General features: G+C 66.1%; 18 protein-coding genes. 6 read left to right on the forward strand and 12 right to left on the reverse strand.

All coding sequences use genetic code 11. The features are described from left to right. Nucleotides 1-31: 31 nt before the first annotated feature. Nucleotides 32-1,495 carry a DUF3375 domain-containing protein gene (locus HK353_RS09150; protein WP_173155416.1) on the reverse strand — a complete coding sequence of 488 codons (1,464 nt, stop codon included), beginning with the start codon at nt 1,493-1,495 and terminating at the stop codon, nt 32-34. A gap of 55 nt (nt 1,496-1,550) precedes the next feature. Beyond that, nucleotides 1,551-1,982 carry an MmcQ/YjbR family DNA-binding protein gene (locus HK353_RS09155; RefSeq protein ID WP_173155418.1) on the reverse strand — a complete coding sequence of 144 codons (432 nt, stop codon included), beginning with the start codon at nt 1,980-1,982 and terminating at the stop codon, nt 1,551-1,553. A 53-nt stretch (nt 1,983-2,035) separates the two neighbouring features. Here HK353_RS09155 and HK353_RS09160 point away from each other — a divergent pair, with 53 nt between their 5' ends. Next, nucleotides 2,036-3,037 carry an asparaginase domain-containing protein gene (locus HK353_RS09160; RefSeq protein ID WP_173155421.1) on the forward strand — a complete coding sequence of 334 codons (1,002 nt, stop codon included), beginning with the start codon at nt 2,036-2,038 and terminating at the stop codon, nt 3,035-3,037. A gap of 122 nt (nt 3,038-3,159) precedes the next feature. On the opposite strand, the gene HK353_RS09165 is transcribed toward HK353_RS09160, so the two are convergent. Together HK353_RS09165 and HK353_RS09170 are read right to left on the reverse strand one after the other, a co-directional pair. After that, on the reverse strand, nt 3,160-4,182 hold the full coding sequence (locus HK353_RS09165; RefSeq protein WP_173155423.1) for an NADP-dependent oxidoreductase: 1,023 nt from the start codon (nt 4,180-4,182) through the stop codon (nt 3,160-3,162). A 75-nt stretch (nt 4,183-4,257) separates the two neighbouring features. Continuing rightward, nucleotides 4,258-5,100, reverse strand: a complete 843-nt coding sequence (locus HK353_RS09170) for a ribonuclease FAU-1 family protein (RefSeq protein ID WP_173155425.1) — start codon at nt 5,098-5,100, stop codon at nt 4,258-4,260. Nucleotides 5,101-5,186: 86 nt separating this feature from the next. Between HK353_RS09170 and HK353_RS09175 the strand changes: the two genes are divergently transcribed. Continuing rightward, the gene (locus tag HK353_RS09175) at nt 5,187-6,197 is read left to right on the forward strand and encodes an amidohydrolase family protein (RefSeq protein WP_342589868.1); all 1,011 of its coding nucleotides are present in this window, start codon (nt 5,187-5,189) and stop codon (nt 6,195-6,197) included. A gap of 3 nt (nt 6,198-6,200) precedes the next feature. Here HK353_RS09175 and HK353_RS09180 read toward each other — a convergent pair whose 3' ends face one another. From HK353_RS09180 to HK353_RS09205, 6 genes are all read right to left on the reverse strand, one after another. Further along, nucleotides 6,201-6,740, reverse strand: coding sequence for a DUF421 domain-containing protein (locus HK353_RS09180; RefSeq protein WP_173155427.1), 540 nt, complete (start codon nt 6,738-6,740; stop codon nt 6,201-6,203). A 102-nt stretch (nt 6,741-6,842) separates the two neighbouring features. Beyond that, entirely contained in the window at nt 6,843-7,592 is a 750-nt protein-coding gene (locus tag HK353_RS09185; RefSeq protein WP_173155429.1) for an SDR family oxidoreductase, read from the reverse strand. Nucleotides 7,593-7,659: 67 nt separating this feature from the next. After that, nucleotides 7,660-8,595: a hypothetical protein gene (locus tag HK353_RS09190; RefSeq protein ID WP_173155431.1), complete on the reverse strand. Its 936-nt coding sequence runs from the start codon at nt 8,593-8,595 to the stop codon at nt 7,660-7,662. A gap of 1 nt (nt 8,596) precedes the next feature. Next, complete coding sequence (locus HK353_RS09195) at nt 8,597-9,241, reverse strand: response regulator transcription factor (RefSeq protein ID WP_173155433.1); 645 nt, start codon at nt 9,239-9,241, stop codon at nt 8,597-8,599. Then, a complete protein-coding gene (locus HK353_RS09200) occupies nt 9,229-11,166 on the reverse strand; it encodes a sensor histidine kinase (RefSeq protein WP_173155435.1) in 1,938 nt (645 codons plus the stop codon). The genes HK353_RS09195 and HK353_RS09200 overlap by 13 nt, the downstream gene beginning before the upstream one ends. A 154-nt stretch (nt 11,167-11,320) precedes the next feature. Continuing rightward, nucleotides 11,321-12,610, reverse strand: coding sequence for an aminotransferase class I/II-fold pyridoxal phosphate-dependent enzyme (locus HK353_RS09205; RefSeq protein ID WP_173155436.1), 1,290 nt, complete (start codon nt 12,608-12,610; stop codon nt 11,321-11,323). A gap of 442 nt (nt 12,611-13,052) precedes the next feature. Between HK353_RS09205 and HK353_RS09210 the strand changes: the two genes are divergently transcribed. Together HK353_RS09210 and HK353_RS09215 are read left to right on the forward strand one after the other, a co-directional pair. Continuing rightward, nucleotides 13,053-14,084 carry a nitronate monooxygenase gene (locus tag HK353_RS09210; RefSeq protein WP_173155445.1) on the forward strand — a complete coding sequence of 344 codons (1,032 nt, stop codon included), beginning with the start codon at nt 13,053-13,055 and terminating at the stop codon, nt 14,082-14,084. A gap of 343 nt (nt 14,085-14,427) precedes the next feature. Beyond that, nucleotides 14,428-15,315 carry a hypothetical protein gene (locus tag HK353_RS09215; protein WP_173155447.1) on the forward strand — a complete coding sequence of 296 codons (888 nt, stop codon included), beginning with the start codon at nt 14,428-14,430 and terminating at the stop codon, nt 15,313-15,315. Here HK353_RS09215 and HK353_RS09220 read toward each other — a convergent pair. Together HK353_RS09220 and HK353_RS09225 are read right to left on the reverse strand one after the other, a co-directional pair. Next, nucleotides 15,257-15,661 (reverse strand): hypothetical protein, encoded by a 405-nt coding sequence (locus tag HK353_RS09220; RefSeq protein ID WP_173155449.1) that lies wholly within the window; start codon nt 15,659-15,661, stop codon nt 15,257-15,259. The two genes, HK353_RS09215 and HK353_RS09220, sit on opposite strands and share 59 nt — an antisense overlap. After that, nucleotides 15,658-16,671, reverse strand: a complete 1,014-nt coding sequence (locus tag HK353_RS09225; protein WP_173155451.1) for a CPBP family intramembrane glutamic endopeptidase — start codon at nt 16,669-16,671, stop codon at nt 15,658-15,660. Before HK353_RS09225 ends, HK353_RS09220 begins: the two co-directional genes overlap by 4 nt. A gap of 181 nt (nt 16,672-16,852) precedes the next feature. On the opposite strand from HK353_RS09225, the gene HK353_RS17085 reads away from it, so the two are divergent. Together HK353_RS17085 and HK353_RS09235 are read left to right on the forward strand one after the other, a co-directional pair. After that, nucleotides 16,853-18,262, forward strand: a complete 1,410-nt coding sequence (locus HK353_RS17085) for a histidine kinase (RefSeq protein WP_173155453.1) — start codon at nt 16,853-16,855, stop codon at nt 18,260-18,262. Continuing rightward, nucleotides 18,259-18,891: a response regulator gene (locus HK353_RS09235; RefSeq protein ID WP_173155455.1), complete on the forward strand. Its 633-nt coding sequence runs from the start codon at nt 18,259-18,261 to the stop codon at nt 18,889-18,891. The genes HK353_RS17085 and HK353_RS09235 overlap by 4 nt, the downstream gene beginning before the upstream one ends. The last annotated feature ends 4 nt before the right edge of the window (nt 18,892-18,895 follow it).

Raw genomic sequence — 18,895 nt, forward strand, 5'->3', positions numbered from 1 at the left:
GGGGCTGTGTCGTTGTCGTGGTGGGTGGGGCTCATAGGGTGATGCCTTCGGTGAAGTAGTGGCGGCGGATCGCGGCGGTGCGGACGATGCCGTCGATGCCGGCCCAGGTGAGGATTTCACGGTTGCCGACATCGACGTGGCCATAGGTGCTGGCCAGGGACAACAGGCCGACGACGCTGGCCAGGCCCTGTGTGGCGGGGAAGGTTTCGAGCACCTCCGCGACGGAGGCCTCGTGGGTGGAGGTGACGACGGAGTTGATGTTCTCGGTGAGTTCGGCGAAATCGATCTCGGATTCGCGGGCGACTGCGATGAGTTCGGCGAAGTCGATCTCGGAGTCCGTGGCCTCGCCGAGTTCCGCTCCGGCGTCGAACTCCTCGGGGTCGTGGAGGATGACCTCGCCGACGCTGCCGAGTGAGACGCTGGAGAGTTCGAGGTCGATGCCGATCTCGTCGTAGGGTTTGAGCTCCTGCGACACGGGCGCGGCCGCGGCGAGACCCTCCTGGAGGAGAGTGCGCATGACGCGGTCACGTTGGAATTCGTGGGAGTGAACGTAGCGGCGCAGTCCACGGGCGAACTCGGTGAGGATGTCCGAAACCTCATGAGACCCGTCCTTCATCTGGCGCATCAGGGTGCGCAGGGAACGGCGGGTGGCCAAAGAGAGGGTGGCGGAGAAGTCCCGGTCGAGGATGGCGGCGATGTCGTCGTCGAAGGCCGCGGACTGTTCGGGGTCGCGGACGAGGGCGGAGAACGCCGAGAACGTCCGACCTTCGTCAGAGGACTCGATGAGGTCGACGCCGCGGAACACTTCGTCGAGTACTTGGGACTGGGAGTCCTCGGCGGCGAGGATCGAGACCCGCAGTTCCTGATTGAGTTCTTCGAAGCGGGAGCGCACGCGGGCGAAGTCAGCGGGCAGCCCCTGCGCCTGCTGGAGGATGTCGGAGACGCGTTCGTTCGCGCGGCGCCTGTCGAGGACGACTGAGCGCGGATCGCCGCGGCGCACACGGGCGATCTCGGCGTCGATGCGGTCGCGTTCGGCGCGCAAGGAGGCGAGGCGGCGAGAGCTGTCCGGGTCGGTGTCGATGGCCAGCTGTCGCACGGATTGGGCGAGGCTGACCAGCCGGGATTCGGTGGCGGTCTGTGGTGGGGTGCGCAGCTGTTCGAGCATGCGGATGGCATCGAAGCCGGCGGCGGAGAGTTCGTAGGTTTCGCCTCTGGCGGCGGTGGCAGGACGGCGGACGAGGATTTCGGCGCGACGCCAGTCATCGCAGTAGGCCTTCGCTGTCCGCAGCGAAAGGTCGAAGTGGTCGCGGAGCTCCTCGAGGTCGGCATCGATGCTTTCGTGCAGATCCTCAGTGTTCATCCTGGTGCCGGGCTTGCCGAGATGCGCGTCGAGGGTTCCGGCCATGACCGCGAGGTTGTCGGCCCGGAGCATGCGCAGGGTGGCATTCGATTCGAGCAGTCGCCGGTAGGCGAGCGCGGATGACAGGGCGGACATAGGAACTATTCTCTGCGCCTAGGCGGGTGCGCGCCAATTCGCGAGTCGAGTGAGGTCAACGGCTGTCGTTCCTCCCTCCGAAGGTGTCAGGGTCAACAGGTCGGTCCTTCTTGGGCATCTTGGCCACGACAAGACAATAGGACTCGAGCACGAGGTCGTGGAGAAGATCGGGATCGAGACGCTCGCCGGCAGTTGCAACGCCGGGGTCGCCGACTCCACCCTCCTCCCCTGCAACGGTGATCCAGTGCTTCTTGTTCATGTGATAGCCGGGTGAGATCTCCGCATAGGCGTCGCTCAGCACCTCACCGTCGAGGGGATCGATCTTGAGGTTGAGACTCGGAACTCCCCGCAGCTCGTATGCCATCATGAACATCTTTCCGCGCACTTTGTACACGGCATTGTCAGGCCCGAACGGGTGGTCGAGCTCGACCGAGGGGTACTGCATGGCTTGGTCGTTGGCCAAGCGGAGCACGGTGGCGGGGTCCATGCGTGGAGACTAGCAAAGGCCACTGACGCGGGAGATGACGATAGACTCGAATCATGCCTGAGACCTCACTCCACACCGCCCCTCACCTGCTCTTGGCCGCTCTCGGCGGGACCATCGCGTCGACCGCCAATGCATCAGGTGGGGTTGCTCCAGCCCTCAGCGGCGCGGAGATCGCTGCAGCATCGGGACTCGATCAGGTCTGGCCGGATCTGCAGGCCGATTTCACTCAGGTCGCTCAGGTCTCGAGCGCCAATGTCACCCTCGAGATGCTCTTCGATGTCGTCGAGCTCGCCCGCTCAACCGAGGCCGACGGCATCGTCCTCACCCAAGGCACCGACACTCTTGAAGAGTCCGCGTTCGGGCTCTGGCTGCTCAATGACTCGGGCACGCATATCTCTGTCACCGGGGCCATGCGCAACCCGACCTTGCCCGGAGCCGACGGACCGGCCAACGTCCGTTCCGCCGCCCTCACTGCTCTGTCCGACCAGGTCAGCCAACTGCCGTCATCATTGGTCTTCAACGACGAAGTCCACGATCCGAGGTTCGTTTCGAAGTCGCACACGACCTCGACGGCCGCGTTCTCCTCCGGGCCCATCCTCGGCGCGATCGGATGGCTGAGCGAGGACGACCTCCACCTCCCCCACGCGCCCCAGGCTCCGAAATCCCCGTTCGCCGGACTTCCCCGTCCGTCTCAGCTGAGCAAGGTCGCCCTCGCCGAGGTGGGGATGGGCGAACCGGAAGAGACCCTTGATCTCATCGCCGGTTCCGGCCTCGACGGCGCCGTGGTCTCCGGGGTCGGCGGGGGCCACGTCCCCGAGGAGTTGCTACCCGCTGTGGCTCGACTGGCGGAGAGGATGCCCGTGGTGCTGGCCTCACGCACCGGTTCGGGTGCGAGCCTGCACCGCACCTACGGCTATCCGGGAGGAGAGATCGGCCTGCTCGAAGCGGGCCTCGTGCCCGCTGGCATCCTCGATGCCCGCAAGGCTCGCATCGTGCTCAACCTGGCGCTGAGCTTCGGCCTTGACCCCGCCGAGGTGTTCGCTCACTTCGCGTGAGTTCGCCGAGGCACATGCCCGTCTGAACGGCAATACCGACTTCACCAACAAAGAAAGGCGGCGTCGGCCAGAACTGGCCGACGCCGCCTCCTCGTTTCCGATTCAGGGATGAACCGACAGCCTCAGCTCTCGGCACCCACGGCGACGACCATCTTGCCGAAGTTTCCGCCGGTGAGCAGATCGTTGAAGTATTCGGGAGCCTTCTCGAGACCGGGGCGGATGTCCTCGCGGAAGCGAACCTTGCCCTCCTTGAGCCAGCCGCTCATGTCCTCAAGGAACTGCGGGGTCAGACGCTCGGCGAACTCGGTCTGGATGAATCCGCGCACGAGCAGCGACTTCGACAGGATGTTGCCCATGAGCGCTCCCGAACGGTCCGGCCCCTCGGGCAGCGAGGTGAGGTTGTAGTTGGCGACGAGACCGCACACGGGCACGCGAGCGAACGTATTGAGCCGCGGCAGCACAGCATCGAAGACCTCCCCGCCGACGTTCTCAAAGTAGACGTCGATGCCCTGCGGCACCGCCTCCTTCAGCTCCTGCCGCAGGTTCCCCGTGCGGTGGTCAAGTGCCACGTCGAACCCGAGCTCACGCAGGTGAGCGACCTTGTCCGGCCCGCCGGCGATGCCGACGGCTGTCGCTCCCTTGATCTTCGCGATCTGACCGACGACGGATCCGACGGGACCGGTCGCAGCGGCCACGGCCACAGTCTCGCCGGCCTTGGGCTGACCGATCTCGAGCAGACCCGCGTACGCAGTGAACCCGGGCATGCCGAGCACACCGAGGTGGGTGGAGATCGGTGCGATCTCCGGGTCGATCTTGCGCAAGTGTCCGGTCGACTCGACCGAATACTCCTGCCAACCGCCGTAGCCGAGCACGATCTCACCGGCGGTGAAGCCCTCGGCATTGGACTCGACGACCTCGGACACGGTGGCGCCGACCATCACATCGCCGACCTCGACGGGCTTGGCGTAGGACTTCGCGTCCGACATCCGACCGCGCATATACGGATCGAGCGAGAGATAGAGGGTGCGCAGCAGCACCTGCCCCTCGCCCGGCGTCGGCACAGGCACCTCGTCGAGCAGGTAGTTCTCTGCAGTGGGAGCGCCCACGGGGCGCGAGTTCAGGCGAATCCGATGGTTGGTCGTCATGGAGACGGTTCCTTTCAGCAGCAGATCATTCTTCACTTGTGTGCTTCTTTGCGGTGACAGGCGCATCCGCGGCGATCACCGATGCTGTCGGTCATAACAACCATTCGGGATCACCCGATGTTCCTGATCGAACGATTTTTCTGACGCCGAGGCGGCACCAAGTCGGGCCTTCCCAACCAGATCGCGGGCCACCGTCTCCCATTCGAGTTCGAAGGCCCACCCGAAATCGCCGAGGTGGTCGAGCAGATGGCTGCCATTGTCCCGGATGGTCTCCGACCATTCCTTCGGCCACGCGCCGTAATTCGCCGCCGCAGCGAGTTCGTCGACGTCCTTGAACACGGCGCCGGTCGGGTCGAGCCGGCCGTCCTCTGCGTGCAGAGGAATAGACGCGATCGGGAAGGTGATGTCGAGGATGTGATCGCTGGTGAACAGCGCATCATCGGTGCGTCGGTGCGTGGACTCAAGATTGATGTACCACTCGACCCGCACGCCGCCAGACTCTGGACGATCGACATCATCCCCAGCATCTTTGAGCAGCACCCACACGGAGAACGGAACCTCGGGCGGGACGATCTTGAGCACACCACGGCCCCGCCACGTGCCCTCGACATTGATCCTTGTCGGCGCCTCGGCCAGTGGTCGGAACCGTGCCTTCAACGGCACATCGTGGGCGTTCGTGTCCTCCCACCCGACGATGCGGGTCTCCTGCGTCGGCGTACCCCCGGCCAACCACAGAACAGAGCCGGACGGCCCGTCGGCGATGACACGCATCGGGCGGGCCACCTCGGCGAGGTCGCGGTCAAAATCGAAACGCCGGAAGGTCCAGGCCACGGTCTGCCCCGGAGTCCAGTACGGCGCCTTCCCCACGGGTCTGACCTGGGACGGAGTGGGGATCGTGAACGGATCGCGCAGGCTCATGCGGGCAGTCTATGCGTCGGGCATGGGCGAGCGCTGAATACCGACCACCCGTGAAGACCTGGGCGGCGAGGCCATAGAGTGGGGCCATGAACGACTCCGATGACGCAGCGACTCAGACCCCCTCGGCAGCCCAGACCGCACCCACTCCCCCGACCGCGAACCCTGCCCCGGAGACGACGATCGGTCGGACTTTCGAGGTCCCGGAGACGATGACCGCTCCCCCGCGCACTGATGCCGATGTCCCCGACTACGTCCGCGCCCTCGGCCTGCCGGGCCTCGCCGACATCCACGTCCACTTCCTTCCGCAGAACGTGCTCGACAAGGTGTGGGAGTACTTCGACAATGCCGCGGACAACTACGGCCGCGACTGGCCGATCACCTACCGGTACGACACGGACACCCGCCTGGATATCGTCCGCGAGCTCGGCCTGCGCGCGATCCCGGCCCTGACTTACCCGCACAAACCCGGAATGGCCGCGTGGCTCAACGAATGGAATGCCGAGTTCGCCGGCGCCCACGACGATGTCATCCACTGCGGCACCCTCTATGCCGAACCCGAATCAGCCGACTACGTCCCGGCCGCGATTGCCGCCGGTGCGAAGCTGTTCAAGGTCCACGTCCAGGTCGGTGTGTTCTCCCCCGACGATGAGGTCCTCGGCCCCGCGTGGAAGGCGCTCGAAGAAGCCCGAGTGCCGATCGTCATCCACGCCGGATCCGCTCCCCTGCCGGGCACGTACACCGGGCCGCAGGCGGTGGCGAACGTCCTGGCCAAGTTCCCGCAGCTGACGTTCGTCATCGCCCATATGGGCATGCCCGAGTACGGCGAGTTCGCCGATCTCGCAGAGAGATTCGACAACGTCTATCTCGATACGACGATGTTCGCCACCGGGTATTTCTCCACCCCCGCCGAGGTGACCCCCGCCTACCGCGAACGCCTGGCCAAGCTTGAGGGCAAGGTCATCCTCGGCTCTGATTTCCCGAACATTCCCTACCCCTACGTCGACCAGATCGCAGGCCTGACCGCCCTGGGCCTCGGCGATGATTGGATGCGCTCGGTGCTGTGGACCAACGGCGCGAAGGTGCTCGGGCTCGACTGAGTCTCAGCCGTCGCGGGGCACTCGGTCGGCGCCGACGACCCCGGTGAGCATCTCCTCGGCGATGGGTGCGCCGCGTCGGATGACGCTGATCTGACCGGTCGATTCGAGGATCACGCACGCCACCTCGTCGCGGTTGCGGATGCCGGCCGATCGCAGTTTGGCGATGAGTTCGTCATGGTCGACGTGGCTCTTCGACAGGTTGTCCGTGAGGATCTCAGGGCCGGCCATGAGCACCACCGCCGGGGAGTTGACGACGCTGCGCACGAATCCGAAGCGTCGGCCGAATCCGCTGAGCGCCTGCAGGATCAGCAGGGTCGCCAGACCCAGGATGCCCGCGGCCAGGGTCGGGGTATCACCGAGGATGGACCGCCCGATGATCGCTCCCATCGCGATGATCGCGGCCACGTCGAAGCTCGACAGGCTCGCCAGAGTGCGCTGACCGAAGATGCGCAAGAGCAGAATGATCCCCAAGTAGAAGGCCACGCATGAGACGACGATCCTGACCGCATCGACCCAGTTGAGCCCGTATTCCATCCAATCCATGACAACCTCCGGAACGGATAATACGCCGTTCCCCGAGATCGGGGTTGTGCATTGTGCCTGGAGTTCAGCGCCTCGCACCCGGTTCAGCGCCTCATCTGGGACTCAGACCGACCGCAGCCATTCGTCGACGGTCTTATCGGATATTCTCGGTGACGGTGGGATGAGGCCGTCACGGGCCATCGGTCCGGGCAGGGGAATGCCCACGACCCTCGAACGCCTGGTCCCATCTCTCCGGGCACGTGCCATGGCAAGTCGGCGGGCGATCTCGGCGAAGTCGCTGATCTCAGGACCGGCGACCTCGATGGTGCCGCGCTCGCGTGCGTCGATGGCTTCGGCCATCATGCGGGCCGCCTCGGTGACGGCCAGGGCCTGCACGCGCATCTTCGGCACGAAGCGCAGCGGCCCGGCCTTGACCGTCATCGTGTCGACGAGTTCGAACCACTGAGCCGACCGGAACATCAGCAGCCGCTTGTCCGGGACGAGCCGGCGAAATATCCGCTCCTGCATGGCTTTGCCCTGGTAATAGCCCATCAGCCGCGACTCGGCGGCCTCGGGGCGGAACGCGATCGACAGGACGGCCACGGAGGTGCCGGGCTGCTCGGCCGCCGCCTCGGCGATCGAACGGGAGCTGCGTGAGAAGAAGTCGATGGCTTTCTGGGCGTTCATCGTCAGCTGGTTGACGCAGTCGACGAGCACGTCGCTGCCCTCGGCCGCCTCGGCGACTCCCTGACCGGTCACCGTGTCGACCCCGCTCCCGCGATGAGCGGCGATGACTCTGTGACCGCGTTCCCGCAGCTGGGGCACCAACTGCGCGCCGAAGGTTCCGGTGGCTCCATAGACGGTGATCTGCATGATCGTCGACCCCTCAGACGCCGCACGGGCGGCCCGAATTCGAACCCGCCCGTGCGCCGGTCGTTTCTCAGTTCTGGTTGACTGTGACGGTACCAGTATCGGCTGTGGCCGAGATCGGAACGAGGATCTTGCCCTTGGCTTCCTTCGGGTCGTCCGCCACATCGTACTTCTTCAGATCGGAAGCGAGGTCGACGGTGCCGTCATTGGACTTCGCGTTGATCCGGTAGAAGAAGTCCTTATCAAGCTCTTCTGAGGTGAGCTTGAGATTCGGCACTCGCATGTCGATCGAGCCTTCTTCTGTCTTCGCGATGATTCCGCCGGTGGGCATCGCCTGATCGGTGAAGTCGAGGTCGACGGTTCCCGTCGAACTGACCACGTCGATGCGGTCGCTGACGGTGAGGTTCTCGCCTTCGATGGCACCGACCCCGGTCTTGGCCGACACCGTCCCGAAGTCTCCGTCCAGGTAGGTGGCACCCCAATCGCTCGTGGTCCGCACCTTCTCTGCCGAACCGGTCACGTTCGCGGTTCCACCGCCGGTATCGGCGTTGATCTCGGCGAAGTCGCCGGTGACATCGAACCGGCCGTAGTTGCCGTCGAAGTCCAGCGCAAGGTCTTTCGCCTCACTGGTCGGGATGGTGACGGTCAACCGGGTGTTCTCGAGTTTCCCGCCGTTCTTCACGGCCACCTCGGCGGTATCGGCTCGACTGTCGACCTCAAGGTCCGCGGAGCTGTCACGGGGACCGGTGCCGGTGAGCTTCACGGTCGCCTCGGCGACGTCGGCGGTCTTGATGTCGACGGCACCACCGGAGTCGAGGCCGATCTTGAGTTCCTTCATCGCCTTCGGCAGCGGTTCGGACGATTCGATCCGCCCGTAGTCGAGGCGGGAAGCGGCTTGGGCGGTGCTGACGATGACGGGGACGAGGAGGACGACGGCGGCGAGGACGACGAGGACCGCGCGCAGACCGACGCGGGCGGATTCGCTGATGCGCACTGTGGCAGGCATTCTAGGCTCCGAGGAATGTGAGGACGGCGAGGACCCGGCGGTTCTCCGAGGTGTCGGCGGTGAGGCCGAACTTCGTGAACACCGAGGAGATGTGCTTTTCTACGGCACCGGCACTGAGGTACAGGGTGCGGGCGATCGCGGCATTGGACTTGCCCTCTGCCATGAGCTGGAGGACTTCGAGTTCCCGAGGACTCAGAGTCGAGAGTCCGTCTTTCTTGCGCGTGCGCACCAGGATCTGGGACACGACCTCCGGGTCGAGGACGGTGCCGCCTCCGGCGACCTCGTCGACGGCGGTGAGGAAGTCTTCGACATCGGCGACTCGGTCTTTGAGCAGGTAGCCGAAGCCGCCGGTGTTCTCGGCGATGAGTTCGGACGCGTACTGCTCCTCCACGTACTGGCTGAACACGAGGACCTTGACGTCCGGGTTCTGCTTGCGGATGAGGACGGCGGCGCGGATGCCTTCGTCGGTGAACGTCGGGGGCATGCGCACGTCGATGACGGCGAGGTCCGGCGGATCGTTGTGGACGACCGCGAGGAGTTCACTGGCGTCGGGCACGGCGGCGATGACTTCGTGCCCGGCGTCGGCGAGCAGCCTTTCGAGTCCGGCCCGCAGGACGGCGGAGTCTTCAGCGATTACGATGCGCATGGCACCTCCACAACTACAGTCGTTGGCCCACCTGCGGGGCTGGTCAGGTTCAGTGTGCCACGGGCGGCTTCGACCCGGTCGATGAGACCGGCGATCCCGGTGTGACGCCCGGTGCGGTCGACACGAGCACCGCCGTGGCCGTTGTCGGTGACGACGATCTGCACACCGCTCTCGGTCGGTGCGATGAACACGCTGGCGCGGGTGGCGCCGGAGTGCTTGGCGATGTTCGTCAGGCATTCGGCGACGACGAAGTAGGACACGGCCTCGGCTTCGCGTCCGATCCGCCCCTCGAGGCGGACATCGACGTCGATGGGGATCGTCGACCGTCCGGCCAGGGCGGAGACTGCGGCGTCGAGTCCGCGGTCGGTGAGGACAGCGGGGTGGATTCCGCGGGCCAGCTGGCGGAGTTCGTTGACGATGCCCTTTGCTTCGGTATGGGCTTCGGCCACGAGTTCCTTCGCCTTCTCCGGATCGGAGTCGATCTTCGTCTTCGCCATTCCCAGAGTCATGGTCAGGGCGACGAGGCGGGGCTGGGCTCCGTCGTGGAGGTCGCGTTCGATGCGCAGACGTTCCGCCGCGGCCGCCTCGAGGCCGGCCATTCGGGCCCGATCGAGTTCCGTGACTTCGGCCTGCAGCGCCACGGTGCGGGCCGGGGCGAGCAGCGCCCGGTCGAGGGCGCGATCGAGCAGCGGGGCGAACCACAGGATGGCCAGGGAGCTGGCGAGGACGATGACGGAGCCGATGGCCACACCGATGCGGGCCGGACCGTCGATGGTTTCGCCGATGAAGAAGGTGTTGACTCCATGGGGGTTGATGGCGGCGAAGATGCCGAAGATCGATCCGCAGATTGCGGCGATGGTGCCGGCGACGACGATCAGGCCGAGGAGCATCTTGATGTAGTGGTGGGCGGTCGAGCGCCAGAAGGCACCGGATTTCACCTGCAGCCAGCGGTTGTGGAGGAAGCGGCCCATGCCGGGATCGCGATTGCTGCTTTCGATCTTCGGGACGGGGATCTTATCGGAGTAGATGAGTTCGGCCCGGTAGCGTTCGGCGTTGTTCACGCCCTGCTGAACGAGGACCCAGACGAGGAGGGCGAGAACGCCGAGCCCGAGGGCGAAGATTCCGCCGATTCCGGTGAACAGCAGTCCCAGCGGGATCCACGCCCAGATCAGGGCGAGGACGGCGGAGAGCACGAGGTTCGCGACGCCGATGATTCCGGTGGGGCGTTTGGGCCAGGTGATGGGCCCGTCGGCGGGGATCTCGGTGACCTCGTCCCGGCTCAGCGGCAGTGAGCCGGTGACCGGGGCGGGTTCGGTGCGTTGCCTCCCTCGCCGAGGTGGTCGTGGGGGTGGCATCGGAGGCGGCCCCTGGCGGGGTGGTCGCTGTTGGCGCGGTTGCTGGGGCTGCCGCGGTTGCTGGGGTTGCTGTCCGGCGGGGCCATAGGAGGCCGGGGCCGAGGGGTAGGTGCGAGGAGCGGAGTGGCTGGGTGCTGAGGCGCGGTTCGGGGATGCGAGGTGGGCCGCCGGAGCCTGTCCGGGCGGCGGAGTCTGCCCGGTTTGCGGAGTCTGTGGGGCCTGCGGCCCTTGCTCACAGACGCGGGGCGGCGCTTGTGCGCACTGCCTGGTCGGCTGCTGGGGATCCTGCGACTGTCCATAAGCCTGCGACTGCTGCGGGCACTGGCGAGTCGAACCGGAAGCGAACGGCACGTCGAGATCGAGCGGCTTGGTCCGGAACTCTCCGGCCTGGCTGGCCGTCGGCTCATCTATCTCTGTGGTCGGCGGGGCGTTGACGATCGCCTCGGCGCTGATGGATTCTTCGCGCCCACCGGCGCTGGGGGCCGCCTCGGCGTCGGGGATCTGAGGCTCCACCGGATCGGTGCCATGCGGCTCCTGATCCTGCGGGTTCTCGGGGGTCTTCTCACTCATAGCAATAACGCTACGGGAGTGACGTCGCGGCCAACAGCACGAAGACCTCCGACCCCACATCGGGTTTTCCCCCGCGGCAGTGACCGGACCCACCATTCGCCACCGTCAGCGACAGAACACCCCGGTGACGGCTGATTGCGCCGTTACCGACGCATCACACCGCTGCAACGGCAGGACGAGTCTCTGACGATGCCTCGCGGTCCGAGTCGCCCGCGGCACCGTTGGCCGAAGCCGCACCTCCACCGACAGCTCCCGCCGTCGCGTCGAGGGCCTGCGCGAGGTCGGCGAGGATGTCGTCGATGTCCTCGATGCCGACCGAGAGGCGGATGAACGCCCCGTCGATGCTCAGCTCGCAGTCGGCCACGGCCAGGTGCGTCATCGTCGCGGGATGATCGATGAGGGACTCGACTCCGCCGAGCGACTCGGCCAGGGTGATCAGCTTCGTGCTCTTCACGAGCGCCAGCGCACGCTCCTCGGTGTCGGTGCGCAGGGAGACCACTCCCCCGAACCCGTTCATCTGCGCCTTCGCGACCTCATGCCCCGGGTGGGAAGGCAGTCCGGGGTAGAGCACCTCGGCGATCTCATCGCGTGTCTCCAGCCATTCGGCCACGGCCTGCGCGTTCTCGCAGTGGGCCTTCATCCGCACCGGCAGGGTCTTGATCCCGCGCCGGGTCAGCCACGCGTCGAAGGGGGCGATCCCCAGGCTCACGGAGGCCAGGTGGCTCTCGAGACGCCCGACCACCTCGGCGGCGCGGGCGCAGGTGGTGCCGTCACCGGCGAGCACGGCACCGCCGATGACATCGGAATGGCCGTTGATGAACTTCGTCGTCGAGTGGATGACGAGATCGGCGCCGAGGTCGAGCGGGCGCTGCAGGATCGGGGTCGCGAACGTCGAATCGACGGCCAGCAGCGCGTTCGCCTCGTGCGCGAGCAGAGCGGTCTCGGCGATGTCGACGATGTCGAGGCCGGGGTTGCTCGGCGTCTCGACCCACACGATCGCGGTCTTCTCGCTGATTGCGGCCGCCAGCGCAGTCGTATCAGTGAGGTCGACGGTGCGGATGCCCACGCCCCACCGTTCGTATTCGTTCTTCAGCAGGCGGTACGTGCCGCCGTAGACGTCGCGGGGAATGATGATCTCATCACCGGGTCCCAGCAGCGCGGAGAACACCGCCACTTCTGCGGACGTGCCTGAGTTGACCGCGGCTGCGAACGTCGCATTCTCGAGTTCGCACAGTGCCTCTTCGAGGTCGCTGCGGTTCGGGGTGCCGGTGCGCGCGTAGTCGAAGCCTGCGCGAGTGTCGCCCGGGGTGTCCATCATGAAGGTCGAGGTCTGGAAGATCGGAGCCACAACCGAACCGGTGTGCGCTTCGGGCGTAGCTCCCGAGTGCACCGATCGGGTCGAGATTCCGGCGGGTGTTGTGGGCTCGGTGGCAAATGAACTCACGGCGGATCCTTCCTTCGCTGATGGTGACCGCTGCTTCTGCGGTCACCATCAGTCTGATCTGCCGCGGACCCCACGCGCGCGCTCCATGACGCGCGCGGTCATTCCACGTCATAATGTCCGTCATCTTTCGACGCAGAACGTCATCATCACCCGCCTAGTCAGCTCGCCGTCCCATGTGACCGTGGCCCTACCGACGCCCGTTCTTCGCCGAGGCGGCTCACTGTCCCGGGTGAGAACGTCGACGGCAATGCCGGCACCGGCGAGGACTGCCGGGGACAGTCTCTGCCCCGCCGACCGATACTTCCGAGGGATACCGTCCAGCGGTCACCTCATACTCGCCGCGGCCGATCGTGTGAGAATGGCGATGAGCACGCCCGACCACGCGGCCGCCTCGCTCGGCGACTGACGCCGAGCCCGGGCCAGCCGGTAAAAGGAGAGAACCGTGACGATCGCCTTCGCGAAGACCTCACTGCCCATCATCGGTGCCCCCATGGCCGGTGGGACGACGACGCCCGAACTCACCGAGGCTGTCGCCCGGGCCGGCGGATTCCCATTCGTCGCGGGCGGCTATCTCACCGTCGAGGCCCTCGCTCCGCTTATCACACGGATGCGTGAGACGACCTCGAACTTCGGCGTCAACCTCTTCGCTCCGAATCCCGTCCCCGTCGATCGCGAGGCTTTCGACGACTTCGTCAGTGCGCTCGAACCAGCCGCGGCAGCCCGCGGGATCACGCTCGATCACGAGCCGGTCGAGGATGACGACCATTTCGACGACAAGCTCGACTGGCTCACCGAGCACCCTGTTCCTCTGGTATCGCTGACGTTCAATCTGCCCACCGCCGAGGCGGTCGACCGCCTCCACGCCGTCGGCACTCAGGTCGTCGCCACCGTCACCTCGGTTCCCGAGGCTCGTGCGGCCGCCGAAGTCGGGGTCGACGGGCTCATCGTCCAGGGGCCGCGTGCCGGCGGACATTCGGGTACGGCCGATCCGACGCGGACCATCGAGGACCGCGCGACCGTCGATCTCGTCCATGACATCCTCGCCGAGGTGGACCTGCCCGTGGCAGCCGGAGGCGGAGTCGACGGTGAAGCAATGGTGGGTGACCTCCTCGGTGCTGGGGCGAGCGCCGTCCTCGTCGGCACCCTGCTGCTGCGCTCCGACGAGGCGGGCACAGCACCGACGCATCGGGCCGCACTCGCCGCCGACGAGTTCACGGAGACGCGGCTGACCAGGGCGTTCACGGGACGGCCGGCGCGGGCACTGGTCAATGACTTCGTGCGGACGTTCGACTCGATCGCCGTCGACGCCTACCCGGCGGTGCACCATGTGACCAAGGAATTCCGGGCCGCGGCGAAGAAGGCCGATGACCCGCACGGCCTGCACCTGTGGGCCGGGACCGGCTACCGCAGCGCCCAGGAAGGATCGGCGGAGACCATCGTCAAGAACCTCGGCGCCGGATTCGCCCGCGAGTAGTCAACGAGCCGGCGTCCCCCGCACACGCCCCTCTCCGAACCGCGCCGCTCAGCTCCCGGCGACGACCAACCCGGAGTCGTCGGCGGCGACGACGATCTGGGTACGGTCGCACAGTCCCAGCTTCGACAAGATCCTCGAGACGTGAGTGTTCACGGGGACGGACGCGGGTGTGCACGGCCACCTCGGCGGAGGTTTCGGCATCAGGGGATGCGCGAACGCGTCGAAGCCTTGGACGGGAGCCTGCAGGTGGGGCCGACTCAACACCGCCTCAGGTACGTGTCGAGCATCCGGTGCCATACTGGAAGTCCCCTCCTGCTTTCCCTTCTGGAAGGACTGTCGCCCCATGTCACAGCCGCCTCCCGCCGCTTCTGCACCTCCGCCCTCGTCGGCGACCGCCTCGGCGTCGGATCCGAAGGCACCGAGACAATCGGTGCGTATCCTGCGGCGCACGATCGCCATCGTCATCGTCGTGGCCTTCAGCCTGGCTGCGGCCGGCGGGATCATCGTCCTCCTCGGCGACATCGAGTCCGAAGCGACGTATAAAGTCATCGGCACCACGGCTCTGACCGGCGCCGTCAGTGTCGCAGCGTTCTGCGGAGCCACGCTCATCGGTCGCCGGGTCCAGTGGTTCGGGATCGTCACGATCGGCATGGCTGCAGTCACGATGGCGCTGAGTCTGTGGTTCCTCTGGGGCGATCCATTTGGTGGACCGGATAACTACGATGTCTGGGACTTCCTGTTCAAAACCCTGTCCTCGTTCGCACTCCTCACCGCTGTCGCCTCGATATCCGCGCTCATTCTGCTGTTGGTGCCCCGGTCCTGGATGGTGCGGATCGGGCTGCCGATCACGCTCGGCCTGCTTGGCCTCGGCACGAGCCTGGTTCTCGTCACGATCTGGGTGGAGTCGGCGTGGGAACTCGAGTGGCTGACCCGCCTCAACGGGATCGTGTGGATCCTCGCCGCACTCGGGGTCGTCGTCGTGCCGCTGACCTCGCTGCTGCTCAGGGCCGGGTCGAAGCCTGCGCGCGCCGACCGCGTCGGCGAGACGTCAGCCCGATCGACTCAACCGTCGTCGTCCGAGCCGTCGTCCCAACCGGCGCCGGCCCTGTCGCCTTCGACGCTCGATCGCATCGACGCCGCTGCGCGGGCCGAGGGCATCACTGCAGACGAGCTCATCGATCGGCTTCTGACCGCGGAGCCTCGAACCCCTTCGGCAGACGAGAGTCGATGAAACCTGCGACGAACGCGCCGAGGACGAGCAGGACGAGGAGCGCGATCATGCCGGCGAAGTTCGACAGCACGGGGTTCTTGAAATCGAACAGTCCCGGCCAGATGGCGTAGACGACCACACAGCACACGCCCACGAATCCGAACACGTTGAGCGTCGTCTGGCCCGTGGACCGCGCGCGCTTCCCGCTGTGCTTTGAGGCCTTCTCTTCGGGGGTGCCGAACTCGGCCTCGGGTGTCGTCCCTGCCGCCTCCGCTCTGTCTTTGACCTCGTGGAGAACGGTGAGGACCTGGTCTTCTTCACACCCGCGCTTGCGCAGGTTCTGGGCGAGCTCGCTGTAGTAGCTCATGACAGGTTCGCTTTCATTTCGGTGTCCGCATTCACGTCGCTGTCCACCGCGGTTTCCTCGTTCTCTGGGCTGTCCCCGCAGGGACGGATCGGTTCACGGTCGGTCGGGCCGCCTCGGCGAAAGGACGATCCGCTTCGGCGGCGATGATCGAGGACGACGACGGTGCCGAAGACGATCGGAGCCGCGATCGACATGACGACCTTCATCGTCGGTGCGCTCGTCGCATTGAGGTCGGCACCGGCGAGCACACCCAGACCGAAAGCGAAGACGTTGTTGACGATGTGGAAGGCGATTCCGGCCTCGAGACCGCCGGTGATGATGGTCAGGGTGCCGACGATGACGGCGAAGATGCCGACGTCGATGAGTCCCGGCAGGTCGTAAAGGTGGCCGGCGACGAACATCGGCACGGGGATGAGCACGGCCCACGCGGGGTGGCGCAGCCATGAGCCGATGATGTTCATGGCCAGGCCACGGAAGACGATCTCCTCGGCCGTCGCCTGGAAGGGAACGAGGAGGATGATTGCGATGAGCATGGCGAGCACTTGGCTGTTCCATACGATTCCCGAGGTCAGGTTGCCCATCGCTCCGTCGGAGAAGATGACCATGACGATCGCGCAGACCACCCATACGGCCGCGCCGACCAGCAGATAACGGCCGAGCCGCCCCCATCGCATGCCCCCGCGGAGCGAGAACATCGAGGAGAACAAGCGCCGGTAGATGCATAGGGTCGCGAGCTCGGCGGCCGGCCACATGAGGATCACGCTGATGAGTCCGAAGAGGACGCCGGTGGTCGTGTTCATGTCGATGAGCTGGTCCGACCACGCGTTGAAGTCGCTGTCGGCGCCGAGGGCGAACAGTGCCCAGAAGAAGAAGCCGACGAAGAGGACGACTATTGCGATGAGGTAGAACACCGCGGCCAGGACGGCCACGAGGAGCGGTTTGTACCACCGGTTGCCCGGCAATGCGGCGAACTGACGATGATAGTGCAGTGTGTGGGGTTGAGTTCTCATGTCTCCACCCTTTCGAAACCGGCGGCCGCCCACCATCGGTCAAGGGCATGATTCATGTCATCCGATCGGATGAATACGCACGTCAGATGGCCGTCGGCCGGATGCCTGCGACTGCGAGCCCGCACCGGTTTCATCCTTTTGGGCGACAGACCATCCACCGTCTCACCGGTAGGCTCGAAGGGTGACCCCTCGCCCCGCCCGCCGCCCGCTCGCTCGTGCCCTCCTTTGGACCGGCATCGCCGCTGTCGCAGGTGTGCTCCTGCTCCTCATCGTCATCGGAACCGAATGGCCAGACCTTGACAGCGCAGAAGCCCAGGATGACGCTCTCTTCTTCGAATTCCTCGTCCACCTCGTCTTCGGGCTCATCGCCCTCGTCTGCCTGCCTATCGTCCTCATCTACGATGGACGACAGGTTCCGCACACACAGCTGCGGCCGAAGGTCCTTGCCGCAGAGAAGCTGCGCGAGTTCCTTACCGTTACTGGCCGCGGAGGCGAGGAGTACCTCGCCGCCGACGGGTCCGTCGAATCGCTTCAGCGCCGCCCCGGAGGCTGGATTCCCGTCACCGTCGGAATCATCGGCATCCTCCTCGGCACGGTCAGCGCCCTCGGCGCCTTCGCCGCTTCGATCATGCTTGTGTCTCTGTCGGCCCGACGCAGCTGGGCCCTCGACTTCGGCGCACTGGCGACGGCAGTTATCGCTCAGACTGCGGCCTACTTCCTGACCCCACGGGCTGCTGGCGCCTTCGAAGTCCCGCTTTTCGTCACCAACGGCGTCGTCTTCGCCGTCATCGTCATCGTCGGCGTCATCCGCGGCGCCCGCGAGCAGGGCTTCATCGACTCCGCTGCGCAGACCCTGCTGCGCGAACGCTCCCGGCAGGACCGCGCCATCGCCGAGGTGCGACGCGGCATCGCCCGCGACATGCACGATTCCCTGTCCCACCATCTCTCCGTCATCGCAATGTACTCCGGTGCTCTGTCCGTGCGGCAGGACCTCGACCCCGACGAGGTCCGCGAAAGCGCCCGACTCATCGCCGATGCGGCCCGTCGCTCCGGTGTCGAACTGCGTGAGGTGCTCACCATGCTGCGCAGTGATGACCAGGGCACGGTCATCGACCCCGACATCGACCGCCTCGTCGCGGCCAGGGGCGACACCGCCGAACTGCGCTACCTCGAACCGGTGACCGACGAGGCGCTCCACCGGTGCGGGGCACTCGAGCAGACGACGATCTACCGCTTCGTCCAGGAGGCGATCACGAACGCGGTCAAGCACGCCCCGGGCCAGACGGTGACGATCAAGGTCGGCTTCGATGAGGCCGACGGTCATCTGGTGCTCGTCGCCAGCAATCCGCACACGGGTCTGGCCCCGGCTTTCCGCGCGGGAGCGCAGCAGCTCGTCTCCGGATCCGGGTTGGGACTGCTCGGCCTGCGGGAGAGAATGGAGGCCATGGGAGGCGATCTCACGGTGACGACGACCCCGGAGTTCACCCTCCGTGCCCGCATCCCCGTCGATGCCGACATCTTCACGGACGGCGACGCCCGGGGAACTGCCGGTGCGATCGACTCCCCCGACGAGCAGGAGACGCAGCCATGAGCATTCGGGTAATCATCGCCGACGACGAATCGCTCATGCGCTCGGGCCTCAAGCTCCTCCTCGGCGCGGCGGCCGATATCGAGGTCGTCGCCGAGGCGGTCGACGGTGTCGAAGCCATCGACCTCGCCCGTCGGCTGAGTCCCGACCTCGTGCTCATGGACATCCGGATGCCCCGACTCGACGGGCTCGAGGCCGCGCAGACGCTGCTGTCCGATCCCGAACATCCGCAGGTGCTCATGCTCACGGCCTTCGGGACCGACGATTTCATCCACCGCGCTCTGCAGTCCGGGGCGGCTGGCTACATCCTCAAGGACACCCCGCCGGAAGAGCTCATCACCGCCGTTCGGGCGGCAGCCGACGGCACCCGCACCCTGTCGGCGACCGCCTTGGCCACATTGATGTCGTCCCGTCCGTCCGCCTCGGCGTCGGGTCAGGATCCGCTGGCAAATCTGTCGACCAGAGAACGGGAGATCGCCGAGGCGGTCGCCCAGGGTTTGACGAACGCGCAGGTGGCCAGGGCACTGTTCGTCTCGACGGCGACGGTGAAGACCCACCTGGCGCGCATCTTCGACAAGCTCGAGGTGACCTCTCGGGTGCAGCTGGCGCTGCTCGTCAACGCCCGCCGCTGAGCCT

The sequence above is a fragment of the Brevibacterium permense genome, assembly GCF_013280495.1.
Classification (GTDB): Bacteria; Actinomycetota; Actinomycetes; order Actinomycetales; family Brevibacteriaceae; genus Brevibacterium; species Brevibacterium permense.

Coding starts and splice junctions, on each gene's coding strand:
- HK353_RS09235 (WP_173155455.1), top strand. CDS start 18,259: ATGAGCATTCGGGTAATCATCGCCGACGACGAATCGCTCATGCGCTCG.
- HK353_RS09195 (WP_173155433.1), bottom strand. CDS start 9,241: ATGCGCATCGTAATCGCTGAAGACTCCGCCGTCCTGCGGGCCGGACTC.
- HK353_RS09185 (WP_173155429.1), bottom strand. CDS start 7,592: ATGCAGATCACCGTCTATGGAGCCACCGGAACCTTCGGCGCGCAGTTG.
- HK353_RS09150 (WP_173155416.1), bottom strand. CDS start 1,495: ATGTCCGCCCTGTCATCCGCGCTCGCCTACCGGCGACTGCTCGAATCG.
- HK353_RS09220 (WP_173155449.1), bottom strand. CDS start 15,661: ATGAGCTACTACAGCGAGCTCGCCCAGAACCTGCGCAAGCGCGGGTGT.
- HK353_RS09160 (WP_173155421.1), top strand. CDS start 2,036: ATGCCTGAGACCTCACTCCACACCGCCCCTCACCTGCTCTTGGCCGCT.
- HK353_RS09215 (WP_173155447.1), top strand. CDS start 14,428: ATGTCACAGCCGCCTCCCGCCGCTTCTGCACCTCCGCCCTCGTCGGCG.
- HK353_RS09155 (WP_173155418.1), bottom strand. CDS start 1,982: ATGGACCCCGCCACCGTGCTCCGCTTGGCCAACGACCAAGCCATGCAG.
- HK353_RS09170 (WP_173155425.1), bottom strand. CDS start 5,100: ATGAGCCTGCGCGATCCGTTCACGATCCCCACTCCGTCCCAGGTCAGA.
- HK353_RS09165 (WP_173155423.1), bottom strand. CDS start 4,182: ATGACGACCAACCATCGGATTCGCCTGAACTCGCGCCCCGTGGGCGCT.
- HK353_RS09200 (WP_173155435.1), bottom strand. CDS start 11,166: ATGAGTGAGAAGACCCCCGAGAACCCGCAGGATCAGGAGCCGCATGGC.
- HK353_RS09225 (WP_173155451.1), bottom strand. CDS start 16,671: ATGAGAACTCAACCCCACACACTGCACTATCATCGTCAGTTCGCCGCA.
- HK353_RS09180 (WP_173155427.1), bottom strand. CDS start 6,740: ATGGATTGGATGGAATACGGGCTCAACTGGGTCGATGCGGTCAGGATC.
- HK353_RS09175 (WP_342589868.1), top strand. CDS start 5,187: ATGAACGACTCCGATGACGCAGCGACTCAGACCCCCTCGGCAGCCCAG.
- HK353_RS09190 (WP_173155431.1), bottom strand. CDS start 8,595: ATGCCTGCCACAGTGCGCATCAGCGAATCCGCCCGCGTCGGTCTGCGC.